Origin of the sequence: Cupriavidus sp. SW-Y-13 (genome assembly GCF_009793345.1) — a bacterium.
GTDB lineage: Bacteria > Pseudomonadota > Gammaproteobacteria > Burkholderiales > Burkholderiaceae > Cupriavidus.
The window spans coordinates 1,906,038-1,917,828 of sequence record NZ_WHLX01000002.1 but is presented as its reverse complement, the minus strand read 5'-3'; the positions used below and the strand labels follow the sequence as shown (position 1 = coordinate 1,917,828).

General features: G+C 63.7%; 13 protein-coding genes. 11 read left to right on the top strand and 2 right to left on the bottom strand.

All coding sequences use genetic code 11. The annotated features are described in order from the left end of the window. The first annotated feature begins 22 nt into the window (after window positions 1-22). From GA566_RS24075 to GA566_RS24045, 7 genes are all read left to right on the top strand, one after another. Complete coding sequence (locus GA566_RS24075) at window positions 23-1,216, top strand: flagellar hook protein FlgE (RefSeq protein WP_160474238.1); 1,194 nt, start codon at window positions 23-25, stop codon at window positions 1,214-1,216. After that, window positions 1,213-2,118, top strand: a complete 906-nt coding sequence (locus GA566_RS24070) for a FliM/FliN family flagellar motor C-terminal domain-containing protein (protein ID WP_160474237.1) — start codon at window positions 1,213-1,215, stop codon at window positions 2,116-2,118. Before GA566_RS24075 ends, GA566_RS24070 begins: the two co-directional genes overlap by 4 nt. Before the next feature lie 125 nt (window positions 2,119-2,243). Next, entirely contained in the window at window positions 2,244-2,489 is a 246-nt protein-coding gene (locus GA566_RS24065) for a FliM/FliN family flagellar motor switch protein (protein ID WP_237380617.1), read from the top strand. Between the two features lies 1 nt (window position 2,490). Continuing rightward, window positions 2,491-2,910 (top strand): hypothetical protein, encoded by a 420-nt coding sequence (locus GA566_RS24060; protein WP_160474235.1) that lies wholly within the window; start codon window positions 2,491-2,493, stop codon window positions 2,908-2,910. Continuing rightward, window positions 2,907-3,923, top strand: coding sequence for a flagellar type III secretion system pore protein FliP (gene fliP / locus GA566_RS33360; RefSeq protein WP_237380614.1), 1,017 nt, complete (start codon window positions 2,907-2,909; stop codon window positions 3,921-3,923). The genes GA566_RS24060 and fliP overlap by 4 nt, the downstream gene beginning before the upstream one ends. A gap of 8 nt (window positions 3,924-3,931) precedes the next feature. Further along, the gene (locus tag GA566_RS24050) at window positions 3,932-4,747 is read left to right on the top strand and encodes a sigma-70 family RNA polymerase sigma factor (RefSeq protein ID WP_160474234.1); all 816 of its coding nucleotides are present in this window, start codon (window positions 3,932-3,934) and stop codon (window positions 4,745-4,747) included. Between the two features lie 29 nt (window positions 4,748-4,776). Beyond that, window positions 4,777-5,973, top strand: coding sequence for a hypothetical protein (locus GA566_RS24045; RefSeq protein WP_160474233.1), 1,197 nt, complete (start codon window positions 4,777-4,779; stop codon window positions 5,971-5,973). A 26-nt stretch (window positions 5,974-5,999) separates the two neighbouring features. Here GA566_RS24045 and GA566_RS24040 read toward each other — a convergent pair whose 3' ends face one another. Next, window positions 6,000-6,401: a class I SAM-dependent methyltransferase gene (locus GA566_RS24040; protein WP_160474232.1), complete on the bottom strand. Its 402-nt coding sequence runs from the start codon at window positions 6,399-6,401 to the stop codon at window positions 6,000-6,002. 55 nt (window positions 6,402-6,456) lie between these two features. Beyond that, window positions 6,457-7,050 (bottom strand): tetratricopeptide repeat protein, encoded by a 594-nt coding sequence (locus tag GA566_RS24035; protein ID WP_160474231.1) that lies wholly within the window; start codon window positions 7,048-7,050, stop codon window positions 6,457-6,459. Between the two features lie 301 nt (window positions 7,051-7,351). On the opposite strand from GA566_RS24035, the gene GA566_RS24030 reads away from it, so the two are divergent. The 4 genes from GA566_RS24030 to GA566_RS24015 all read left to right on the top strand — a co-directional run bounded on the left by GA566_RS24030 (window position 7,352) and on the right by GA566_RS24015 (window position 11,643). After that, window positions 7,352-8,455 carry a hypothetical protein gene (locus tag GA566_RS24030; RefSeq protein ID WP_160474230.1) on the top strand — a complete coding sequence of 368 codons (1,104 nt, stop codon included), beginning with the start codon at window positions 7,352-7,354 and terminating at the stop codon, window positions 8,453-8,455. Next, window positions 8,452-10,770, top strand: coding sequence for a YcaO-like family protein (locus GA566_RS24025; protein ID WP_160474229.1), 2,319 nt, complete (start codon window positions 8,452-8,454; stop codon window positions 10,768-10,770). Before GA566_RS24030 ends, GA566_RS24025 begins: the two co-directional genes overlap by 4 nt. Window positions 10,771-10,793: 23 nt before the next feature. Further along, window positions 10,794-10,982, top strand: coding sequence for a hypothetical protein (locus GA566_RS24020; protein WP_160474228.1), 189 nt, complete (start codon window positions 10,794-10,796; stop codon window positions 10,980-10,982). 73 nt (window positions 10,983-11,055) lie between these two features. Beyond that, on the top strand, window positions 11,056-11,643 hold the full coding sequence (locus GA566_RS24015; protein WP_160474227.1) for a 2OG-Fe(II) oxygenase: 588 nt from the start codon (window positions 11,056-11,058) through the stop codon (window positions 11,641-11,643). The last annotated feature ends 148 nt before the right edge of the window (window positions 11,644-11,791 follow it).

The following is an 11,791-nucleotide window of genomic DNA, read 5'->3' as shown; positions in this document are numbered from 1 at the left end:
ATCGCACTTACGGGAGTCCGCAATGCTCGATTCAATCTATCTGGGCATGACCGGCCTGATGGGATATTCCCAAGGGCTCAAGGTAATTGCCAACAATACCGCCAACATGAACACGCCGGGCTTCAAGAGTTCGACGCTGCAGTTCGGCGATCTGGTCTATGCCACCGGCAACGGTGGTCAGTCCGGCCTGTATGGCGGCCAGAGCAACTACGGTTTCGGGCTGGCCACGTACGGCACCACACTGAACTTCAATGGCGGTGAGCTGCGCCAGACCGGCAATGCGATGGATGTGGCGGTGGATGGTCTCGGCATGTTCCTGATACAGGACGCCGACGGCAACGTCCGCTACACCCGATCCGGCCAGTTCGAGTTCAACGACGATGGCCTGCTGGTGACACGCACCGGTGGCCTGAAGGTGCTGGGTATCGACAGGAACGGGGTGATGGGCGTGGTTTCGCTGGACGGCTATCGTACGTCGCCCGCCAGGCCGACGGGCACGATCAGCATGACAGGCAACCTGTCCAGCACGGCCACCGAACAGACGGTGGGCAATATCAGTGTCTATGACGCCGCCGGCGTGCAGCACACGCTGTCGGCAAAGTTCACCAATGGCAGCGCGACCACGCCAGGCAGCTGGAAGGTATCGATCCTTGACGGCACGGTCGAGGTCGGCACCGGTACGCTGCAGTTCAAGGACGGAAGCCCCGATCCGGCCACGGCGCGTCTGACGTTTACCTACACGCCAGCGGGTCAGGCACCGATGTCGGTCACGCTGGACTTCAGCAAGGACGTTACATCGTTTGCGTCAGGCAACCTGTCCACGCTCGCGGCCACGAAGCAGGATGGCCTGGCGGCGGGGTCGCTGTCCGGCGTGGCGTTCGATACGAATGGTTTCGTGACGCTCACGTACTCAAACGGCCAGGTGGGGCGAGGCGATCAGCTGCTGCTGGGCCGTTTCGATTCCAGCGATGCCATTGCGTCCGTGGGCGACAACCTGTTCCGCTCCACCAATGACGCGCTGTGGCACGTCGGCGTGGCTGGCACTGGCGCATTTGGGACGCTGCAGACGACATCGGTCGAGATTTCGAACGTGAACCTGTCGCAGGAGTTCAGCGACCTGGTCATCATGCAGCGGGGCTACCAGGCGTCGTCGCAAGTAATTTCCACCGCCAACGACATGATCCAGGAACTGTTCACGATGAAGGGCAAGGCATGACCGGAACGCGGACACAGGCAAGCACCGCGCGCGCGCTGATCTGGTGGCGCGACGCGGAGCTTGGCGCCCTGCGCGCGGGCATCGACGAGCGACTCACGCGGTTTGGCAGGGACTGGGGCCTGAACGTCGCGTTGTCCGCGCTGGAGAACGCATGCGACTTCGCGCTGCCGCCGGCCATGCGCGAAGCGTCTGCGTGGATGAGTCTGGAAACGGGCCGCCCCGCTGCCCAGGGTGCAATGTGGGTTGCAGGTGCAGCAGCACCAGCGCTGCTGCTGCAGCGCGCAATGTTTGGCGAAGTCCAGGGATCGTCACTACCTGTCACGTACGACAACGACACGTCGATAGCCGGCGCGGTGGCGGCAAGGGCATGGAGCGGACTGGTTGCGGCTCTGACTGGCGCCGATGGCAGCAAGCTATCTGGCGATGCGATGGCGATGGATGCGGCCCACACTGAGTCCGCGCTGCCTGCCGGGCAGCAGTTGCCGTGGTCTGGCGCGATCTGCGGACTGATCACCATCGAAGGCGAGGCCTCGGTGAGCCTGGGGTGGCATCTTGACCCGCTGGCTGCCAAAGCATCTATCCCGAACCGCATCAGCGTTGCGGCGGACAGCGCATCGCGCGTGCCGCTGACGCCGGTTCTTGATGCGATGCACCGCCAATCGATCGGATTGATGGTCCGATTGGCAGATATCGAACTGGAACTGGGTGCGCTGCTGGCCCTGGAGCCTGGCGATGTCATCACTGTCGGCCATGCACTCGACCACCCCGTTCCGTTGTACCTGCAGGCGGCTGGCGAAAGTGGCCGGCCGCTCGCGACGGGCCACCTCGGTGAACTGAACGAACACAAGGCTATACAGCTACTGCCTCACGCGGTGGCGCATACCGGCAATTCCCTATCCTGAGCATCATGTCGATCCATACTTCATCAGAATCCGTTGCCGACGACGGCCAATTTCCTTCCGCCGTGGCACAACCGCTGGCCTATGAGCCATTGCATGAGGCTGCGCCAACTGGGAGCGCAGCGGTCATGGCATCCACCAGCCCGCTGCTGGCCGTGAAAACGCGGCTTGAGGTCTGCGTAGGCGAAGCCCAGATCACGGTCGGCGAGTTGCTGGCGGCGCGCGACGGTCATGTCCTGAAGCTGAACCGCAATGTAGATCAACCGGTTGACGTGCGTCTCGACGGCAAGGTCGTGGCGCGCGGCGTGCTGGTGGCAGTCGGTGACAGCTTTGCCGTACGCCTGACGGAACTGCCCGCGCCGCTCGTTCCCTGACATGCCGCAATCCCATAGCATCCTGTCCCGCTCGGACGCCGGCTCCGCGTCTGCATCTGCCGTGGCGGCATCGGGCGTGCCTGCACCGCTGCCGTTCCGGCAGGACGATGATGTCGTTTCGGGGCCGGCTGGAGTGTCGATCCTGCTGTTGCTGATCGCTGTCGTCGCAGTGCTCTGGTTCGCCGCGCGCGGGCGGACGCAACAGCCCTGGCTGGCACGCGTACTGAAACGCGGCATGCAGGCGGACACGCGGGACGCCGCCATCGAAGTATCTGCGCAGGCCCAACTGCACGGTGGTGTGCGGCTACATGTCATACGCTGGGAAGGCGGGCGTGTGCTGGCTGCCGTCAATGCTGCAGGGCAGGTGACCGTGCTCCAGGCCGCAGCCGGTGAACGTGCTCCGGGAGGCGACGAACAATGAGCGCCGTTCGCTCACGCGGCCGTATGCAGCGATGGATCGCCGGAATGGTCCTGGCGATGGGCGGCCTTGCGCTGGCGAATGCCTCGCTGGCCCAATCACCCGACGCGTTGCGTGCTCCTGCATCGGACGCCCAGCCGCAAACGGTGGTCACGCTACTGGACGACGACTCGGCAGAAGCAGTGCAGACGCCGGCCACCTCCGGCGGACGCATCGCAATTGAACGGTCCACACCTGCTGCCACCGGGAACCAGCCTGCAGAACAGCCGGCGCGAACGGCCCCGGTGCGGGCGAACCAGGAGCCGGTACGAAGCGCCTTTCGAATCAGTGCCGCCCCCGTGCGTGCCAACGAGCCGACGCGTGTGCAGGACGTGCGTGTTTCACCCAATGAGACATCGTTCGCCTTGCGGGCAGTGATCGGATTGACGGCGCTGGCAGTATTGCCGGCCATGCTCGTGTGCCTGACGGCATTCCTGCGCATCATCATCGTGCTTTCGATGCTGCGACATGCCATCGGCATGCCCGAGACACCGCCGAACACGGCGCTGATCGGGCTCGCGCTGTTCCTCACGTTGTTCACCATGGCGCCTGTGTTCCAGACGGTCAATACGGAGTCGCTGCAGCCATTCATGCAGGGCCGCATCACCATGGAGCAGGCATACACGCGTGCCAGCGGCCCGATGCGGGAGTTCATGGTCCGCCAGACGCGAGAACAGGATCTGGCCCTGATGGTTGAGTTGTCCAAGGGGAAGAAGCCGGAGTCGATGGACGATATCAGCAACGTGCAACTGATTCCGGCCTACATGCTGTCAGAGCTGCGAGCCGCCTTCCAGATCGGTTTCGTCGTATTCCTGCCGTTCTTGCTGATCGACTTGATCGTATCGAGCATCCTGATGGCGCTCGGCATGATGATGATGCCGCCAATGACCATCGCACTGCCGCTGAAGATCCTGATGTTCATTCTGGTCGACGGCTGGAGCGTGCTGCTGAAGGCCTTGGTGGGGTCGTTTCATTGACGCGCACCATGGCCAAACAGCTCGACACGGATGGCGATGCGCATGAACGGAAGCCGGGTGACGAGGCAGGCCATGTCACGGAGGCCGCCTTGTGGCGCCGCTACCGCGAAACTGGCGCCCAGGCCGATCGCGACGTATTGATCCGCCACTATCTGCCATATGCGCAGATCGTGGCGGCTACCTACTACGGCCGGCGTACCCATGATGAGATCGAGTTCGAGGAATACCTGCAGTTCGCCACGGTGGGACTGGTGGAGTCGGTGGACCGATATGCCGAAGACCGTGGTGCGCAGTTCAAGACTTTCGCATCGCGGCGCATGCACGGCGCCATCCTCAACGGCCTCGAGCGGTTGACCGAGAAGCAGCAGCAGATTGCGCTGCGCGTGAGACTGCGCCAGGAACGCATGAAGGAGGTCAAGGCCGCCGCGCGCGCCGCCGTAGAGGAGGCCGGAGAGAGTATTGGCGCAGGTAAGGATGCCCCCTTTCGATACCTTGCCGAGGTTGGCATCGGTGTCGCGCTGACATTCCTGCTGGAAGGCACCGGACTGATCGAGAATGACGCGCTCGCCAGCGCGCCCACGTCCCATTACTATGGCAGCCTGGAGTATCGGCAGTTGCAGCAGCGCTTGCGGCATTTCATCGGAACATTGTCCTCCCAGGAGCAGACCGTGATCCGATCGCACTACCTGCAGGAAATCCGCTTCGAAGAAATCGCGACCACGCTCGGTGTCACGAAGGGGCGTATTGCGCAGATTCACCGTGCGGCGCTCGACAAGCTGCGGAAATCATTGAAATCGCATCAATCCTCCGACACGGCGTGGTGACGCCTCATCGATAACCGGACAATAGACACATGGTCAAGGACCCCACTGCCGATGCTCGCCTTGCCAGGCTCGAACAGTACCTGCGCGAGGACCCGAACAACCTCCCCCTGCTCGACGAGGCTTACCAGACGGCGTGTGCCGCAGGCGAGTGGGAACGCGCACGATTTCACCTCCGTCATGCCGCAGCGCTGGGCGTGACGGGACCCGCCGTCGAGTTCAAGGAGAGCCGCATCGACCTGGCGCTGCACAACTGGGCCGCCGCATCCGAGCGGTTGGAGGCGTTGCTGGCGGCAGGCGGCCTTTCCGTGGAGGCGGACGAAGCCATCACCCATGATCTGGCCTATGCTGCCTTCCGGCAGGGTGATCTTGCGCGGGCTCGCGATGCACTGGCGCCGCGCCTGTCATCCCTGACCGCTCCCAGTGCGCCGGCCGCGTTGCAGGTGTTGTGGCTGCGCGTATTGCATCATTCGGGCGATCTCGATGGTGCCGTCGCCTGGGCACGCGAGCGCATGGCCGCGCACACACTGGCTACGGAGGCCGCCGGGGTGGCCAGCCTGGCCGCGCTGGACCTGGGGCAACTGGATATGGCCCGAGCCTGGGCCGTGGCCGCCTTGGGCGAAAACGACCAGCGGCTGGAGCCCCTCGTCACGATGGGCACTGTCGCGCTGGCCGAACGTAACGCCGCGCGCGCGGAAGGTCTATTGCGCCAAGCGCTGGCGGTACACGCGGAAGATGGCCGGGCATGGTCCGCGCTGGGTTTCGTTCACCTGCTGGAAATGCAATTCGACGATGCGCTTTTCGATTTCCACCGCGCGGTGCAGAACATGCCCGGGCACGTGGGAACATGGAACGGTCTCGGCTGGACGAATATTGTCCGCCGCGATATTGGCGCAGCGGAGAACGCATTCGCACGCGCTGTGGAGCTGGACCGCAACTTTGGTGAAAGCCATGGCGGGCTGGCGGTAGCGTACGCGATGCAGGGCAAGCGCGAGGCCGCGGAGGCCTCTATCTCACGGGCCAACGGCCTGGACAAGGGAAACCTGGCCAGCCACTATGCACAGGCCATCCTCAATGGTGACGCTCGCGACGGCGAAACCATCAGGCGTCTCGCCATGCGGCTGCTGGCACGCCGCGAAGGTCCGGCCGGCGGATCGATGGCGGACTGGATCCAGCCGGTGGTGGCAGTCACCGTTGATGGGGCTTCCGGCGATTCCGGAGCCCAGTGAGCCGATATCGAACTCAAGGCGGGCGCTCAGGCTGACTGGGCGCCCGGCCGCCCCTGTACCAGCAGTTGCGATGCTTCCTCGATGGCGGCTGCTACCTCGGGCTCTGATTCCATCTGGAGGTGGACGTCTTCCACAAGCTGGTAGAAGCGCGCATCGTTCATGAGCGACTCGCCGAATTCGGCCAACAGTACCGATTCGAGAAATACCCGGAATGCCTTGCGTCGGCGCTCGGGGTCATCTGGGTCGATCGCCGCCACGCGGCGTGCGATGACGCTGGCAAGATCCGGCTCCGTGCCCGTGCCGTGCGCGGCTTCCTGACGGGCCGATTCCTTGCGCGCGGTGGAGGCGTTGGTACGACGGCTGCCGAGCGACGCCACCTGGGCCCGGATGAGGGCGGCCAGCCGGCTCGCGCTGTCGATCTGCGTCATGGCTGCCTCACCCCGGACTCACTGACGCTCACCGGGGCCGAAGAGCTGCCTGCATTCAATTGAGCGATCCATAGTTCGACAGCAGCACGTGTGTTTCTGTTTCGGCGCTCGACGCGGCCGCAACCTGCGCCGGCGCCTGGCTCGAAGCCGGTGCGGCAGGCTGAGAGGCGGCGATGGTTTCCGCCATTCGTTGCAGCACCATGCGGATATCGGCGTTCAGCGGCGCATTTTCGGTATTGGCTTCCATGCCGGCGTGGAACAGCCGTGCGGCCTCGGACATATTGTCCTGCGCCAGCTCGGTGAATCCCTGCACGAACAACGCCAGGGCGTGTTTTTCGCCCAGTGCCGCCAGCGGCTGCCAGCTCAGTAGCGCCATGGCGACATTGCCCGACGTGAATTGCAGCAGTCCAAGCTGAAAACGGGCGATGTGAAGGGCGGGATCGGCCAGCAGGGCGCGCGCAAAGGCAGCTTCCGCTTCGGCGTAACGCCCAGCCGAGGCCAGTTCGCCGGCAGTCAGCAGATGTGGAATGGCCGCTTGTGGCGCCATCTCGGTCACACGTGCCAGTAGCGCCAGTGCGGCCTCGCTATCGCCTTGCTGGCTGGCGGCAATGGCTTCGCGCAACAGCGCATCGGGATCGGTGGTCTGCATGGTTTCCTCGCGGGTTCGATGGGGCCCGCGCATCACTCCCCGCGGCCACAGCGATTTCGCGGGTTCGGAACCGGACCCTTTGGAGTATATCCGCGCCTTTTCCACATGGTTTAGCACCGGCGAAAGTCCAGGCAGCCGTTCCGGCCGATTGCGGACTAAACATTCCTGCAAACGCGTGGATATGTTGGTTCAGACAGGCACGTCAAGGCGCGGGCCAGGGCTTGTCATGGCCCGGTGGCTGGCACGCGGCATTTGTCGATCGGGGAAAGGAAACCTCCAACAACACATACCTGGACATTTCATGAGCTATATCACCGTCACCATGAATCACCTCCGCGCCGTCAAAGCGTGGCTTGACCGGCATGGTGGTACGGCGACGATCAATGTCCAGACGTTCGAACTCGAGATCAAGACGCGCAACCGGTACTTCAGCCTGTATCCCCAGTTCCTGGCTGTGATGAGCGGACGGGTCTGCTACGTACCAGCCATGACCGAGGATGTCACTGGTTTCATCGGCTGGTTGCCGTACCGGCCGTTGCGGTGGTCGATCTCCACGGACAAGCTGTTGTTCAAGGAATGCATGCGGGAGCAGGGCATCGCTACACCGGCTATCTGGGACGCCACGGCGCCGGCCGCCGGTGACCATGTCCTGAAATCGTCGCGTGGGTCGTTCGGCTATGACCTGAGTGGGCCATATCGCGTGAACCAGGCGCAGCCTGCGATGCCGCCGGGACAGCCGGGCGGGCAGGTATTCCGGGAAGCCTTCGTCGCAGGCAGGAATCTCAAGGCCTGGTTCTGGGGCGATACGCCGTTCCACGCTCACCTGCATGACTATCCGGAGATCGAAGGCGATGGCCATCGGACCGTGGCTGTGCTGCTGGCAGAGCGCTTCGCGAGCGTGGGGCTGTCGGTGGAAACTTGGGCGGAGATGGAGGCGGTATACGCTGCGCTCGCTTTCCAGCAGGTAGATCGGCATACGGTGTTGGAAAATGGCCGCCGGGTTTTCATCGATTTCCGCTACGGCCGGCTGTTCGCCAATGAAGACCGGTTCAATCGCATTGACAACAACTTGCCTGCCATGGATGCACCGCTCGTGGACCAGCTCCAGGCGGCCGGGCAGGTGGTGGCGGCACGCCTGCGTCAGGAATTTCCGGGGCCGGTGCTCTATTCGCTGGACGGCGTGGTCGACGCTGCCGGAAAGGTCTGGTGGCTCGAAATGAATTCCAATCCGACCTTCCCGCCAACAGGTTATCCACATCTGCTCGGCACGCTGTTTGGTACGGCTGCCGACGAAGCCGCATCCTCACAGGCGATGCCCGCCCCGGCCACGGCCGCGCCCGCCGAATCCTTGATGCCGGTGCCGGCGGTCAATCCTTCCGTCAACCTGCAGGCGATTGCGGCATGAACGCTGTTGTAAAACCCGTGTTGGACGTCATGAACGCCGTCGCGATCGACGCCCCGCTGCCCAACCGCGTCCTGCAGGAAGGCGTTCCCGAGGCAGTGCGCGCCAGTATTGGCGATCCGGCGCGGCTGTCGCCGATGCTCGCCGGCGCCTCGATGATCCAGGGCAATCACCTGACCGTGCGCGCAGCGTACGAAGACATCGAGATCGATGCGCCCGCCGCGTTGTTGAAGCTGGTCTTCCAGCTGTGCGATGGCACGCGCACGATCCAGGAAATCCTGGCCCTGCCGGCGGCCGCCGCACATGGCGATTTCGGTGACTTCATCGCGTTCCTGCTCGACGAGGGCGCGCTGATCGATGCCAACCTGGCCGCCGTGCATGCCAATCGGTACGCGCTGCAGGGCAGTCCGTTCGGGCTGGCCGCCAGTTCCGCTGTCTCCAACCAAATCTGCCGTCGCTTCCTGTGGAACAAGGAAGAGGGCGCAGTGGCGCCTTCGGACGCCGCGATCGAGGTGGGGCAGGTGCCACTGGACCGGTTCTTCGACAGCCGCATGTCGTCGTACACGTATGACGACGCGCCAGTCTCGGTGGATGCGCTGCATGCGCTGCTGTGGAGCTTGGCCGGTGTGGTGAAGGTCCGCCATCCCCGCGTGGGATACGTCACGCCTCAGCGCACCATTGCCTCGGCGGGCGGCATGCATCTGGTGCAGGTGTGGGTGGCGCTGCAGCGCCAGATTGGGCTGCACGAACCGGGAGTCTACCGGGTGACCTATCCCGGCGAGAGGCAACTGGTGCTCGACAAGGTAACGGATGCCCACGGCCTGGTACCACGCGCGTTTGGCCGCCCGTGGGATCTTCATTTTGCGACTGGGGCCGTATTCCTCACAGCCGATCCCGTCGTGGGCGCGATGCGCTACCGTAGCAGGTCGCTGCAGTATCTGTTCATGGAGGCCGGTGCGGCGCTGCACAACGGCAACCTGAGCGCCGCCGCGCTCGGCATGGGCTACGCCACGATCGGTGGCTACTACGAGACGGTGATCCAGCGCATGTGTGCGCACGAACGAGCCCTGGTGCTGGGCTCTGCCGTATTTGGTGCCAAGGCCACCGAGGCCCAGCAGCAACTGGTGTCGCGTGCACCGGAGATCGATTTTGCCTGGGTGGATGAAGCCAATGGTCCGTTCTCGATGGGCTTCCATCTGGCGCGGGCAAAAGTCAAGACGCCCGGCGACGACCGCCCTCATACCTGGGGCCGGGATACCGACCCGTGGATGGCCATGCGCAAGGCGGTGGCCGAGGCCATTGAACGCGAGGGCTTCCGGCAGCCACGCGATATCGTGATGGCAGCCGCGGAATCGCTGCCCGACGCCATTGACCCGCGTGAGGTGGTCCGGTATGCGGACGGGCAGTACACCCCCGATTTCACTTACTTGCCGTTTGCTGCGGACCGGCAATATCCGTGGGCAAGCGGTACGCGGCTGGTCGACGGCAAGCCCGTGCATATCCTGGCGGAACTGGTGTTTTCGCGCACCAGCCTCGCGGATGCAGGTTTCGAGACCGCGCGGCCCTATACGCAGGTGACCTCGTCGGGGTGCGCCGCAGGCGTTTCGCGCGACGATGCTGGCTTCCGAGCGCTGATGGAAGTGATCGAACGCGACGCCTTCATGCGCCACTGGCTGGCACAGAAGCCGGGCGTAACAATTCCGCGAGACCTTCTGCCGCAAGAGGTGCAGCAACGCGTGGCTGCCATGGAGGCCGCAGGTTGCACGATCACGCTGCAGCAACTGCAGTCCGACTTCGCACACGTGGCGCTGGTGGCGGCACAGCACGCGGGCCGTCATTTCACGACGATGGGAACAGCGGCAAGCACTGATCTCGTCAAGGCGCTCGAAAGCGCGCTCGAAGAGCTCGAAGCCCGCGTCTACGCCTGGCTTCACGGACATGCACCGAGTATCGACAAGCCTGAGTTCGTCAACTCCACCGAGCACCACTTCGAGCTCTACGGACTCAGAAAGTATTACCGGCGCGCGGATCGCGTCCTGTTCCCGAAGTCTCCCGATTGCCTTGATGTCTTGCCGGCAGATGCGCCGGGCAAGACGCTGGCAGCACTGACGGATGCTTTCGCCGGGAAGGGGCTGAGTCCCATCGTCGTCGACATTACGCCGACCGAGTGTTTCATCGAGCAGGGACGTACGCGTCTCGATGTGGTGAAGGCATTCGTGCCGGGGCTCCTGCCCATCTCGTTCGGCTACCAACGAGAACCCCTGGGAATGGTTTCTCGTGTCCATCCTGGATCGAAATTCCCGCATCCGTTTCCTTAAACAGCTAGAAAGGAACCCGCATCATGAATGAACAGCAGAAATCGAAGTTCACGTCTGCGCCGTCGCCGGACAATGTCCAGCGCAACCAGAAGATCGAGGAAAACCAACAGACCGCCAGCGGCCGCTGGGGCTCGTGGCACCGCGCCCGCCCGCCCCACAAGATGGGCCTGCCGCTGGGCTCGGGTGGTTGCGGCGACGGCATCGAACGCTGATCGCTACATCGCGAAGCGGTATGCCGGGTCGTGCTACCGCTTCGCGCAGTCTGTTTCAAACCTGGGAGACACCATGTTAGTTGGGTCCAACGTTCGGGTCTCGGACACGCTGATTCCAGAAGCGTTGTGCGAGTCGCTGATCGAATGCATTTCATGGATGCCGCTGCATTTTCTGAATCGCTGGGAGCGTTTCAAGTCCCATGAGCTGGATATGCATTGGTACTATCCGGTTGCGTTTTCGGAGACGCCGTACACGACCGACATCGAGCCGACGCTTGCCGAACTCGACAGTAGCCTGCACCCTATTCTCGAAGCGTGGCGCCTGATCAAGGCCAGCCACGACTACCCGGTTCGTCTGTACGAGTGCATGCTTGGTGCCAATACGTTTGGTACCGAAGGCCGGCTGCATCAGGACATTGCCGAAGCGAGCGAACGTCCCCGCCACCGTACCGCACTGGTCTACTGCAACAAGGAATGGAAGGTTGCCTGGGCGGGCGAGACGCTGGTGTTCGATGACGACATGGAAATTACCTCTGCCGTCATGCCGAAACCCGGACGCGTGATGATCATCGATGGAGACCCCGCACACGTGGGCCGCTCCGTTTCGCGCATCTGCCCGACCGACCGCCGCGTGCTGGTCTTCAAGTACTGGGCAGTCTGAACCGCCCTAACTGCCTGACGCGCCCCCCGCGCCGTGCGTCGCCCCCGTCATCCATGGTGACGGCGGCGATGTAGGCGTGCATTCCCTATCCTGCTGTTCTCCCGCCAACCGGCCGTACCGGTTGCGCCTGCCGTCGCCGCGCGCCCGG

Excerpts from the sequence above, each read along its gene's own strand:
- GA566_RS24015 (WP_160474227.1), top strand. The coding sequence starts at position 11,056 with ATGTTAGTTGGGTCCAACGTTCGGGTCTCGGACACGCTGATTCCAGAA.
- GA566_RS24030 (WP_160474230.1), top strand. The coding sequence starts at position 7,352 with ATGAGCTATATCACCGTCACCATGAATCACCTCCGCGCCGTCAAAGCG.
- GA566_RS24075 (WP_160474238.1), top strand. The coding sequence starts at position 23 with ATGCTCGATTCAATCTATCTGGGCATGACCGGCCTGATGGGATATTCC.
- GA566_RS24025 (WP_160474229.1), top strand. The coding sequence starts at position 8,452 with ATGAACGCTGTTGTAAAACCCGTGTTGGACGTCATGAACGCCGTCGCG.
- GA566_RS24045 (WP_160474233.1), top strand. The coding sequence starts at position 4,777 with ATGGTCAAGGACCCCACTGCCGATGCTCGCCTTGCCAGGCTCGAACAG.
- GA566_RS24035 (WP_160474231.1), bottom strand. The coding sequence starts at position 7,050 with ATGCAGACCACCGATCCCGATGCGCTGTTGCGCGAAGCCATTGCCGCC.
- GA566_RS24060 (WP_160474235.1), top strand. The coding sequence starts at position 2,491 with ATGCCGCAATCCCATAGCATCCTGTCCCGCTCGGACGCCGGCTCCGCG.
- fliP (WP_237380614.1), top strand. The coding sequence starts at position 2,907 with ATGAGCGCCGTTCGCTCACGCGGCCGTATGCAGCGATGGATCGCCGGA.
- GA566_RS24040 (WP_160474232.1), bottom strand. The coding sequence starts at position 6,401 with ATGACGCAGATCGACAGCGCGAGCCGGCTGGCCGCCCTCATCCGGGCC.
- GA566_RS24050 (WP_160474234.1), top strand. The coding sequence starts at position 3,932 with ATGGCCAAACAGCTCGACACGGATGGCGATGCGCATGAACGGAAGCCG.
- GA566_RS24070 (WP_160474237.1), top strand. The coding sequence starts at position 1,213 with ATGACCGGAACGCGGACACAGGCAAGCACCGCGCGCGCGCTGATCTGG.
- GA566_RS24065 (WP_237380617.1), top strand. The coding sequence starts at position 2,244 with ATGGCATCCACCAGCCCGCTGCTGGCCGTGAAAACGCGGCTTGAGGTC.
- GA566_RS24020 (WP_160474228.1), top strand. The coding sequence starts at position 10,794 with ATGAATGAACAGCAGAAATCGAAGTTCACGTCTGCGCCGTCGCCGGAC.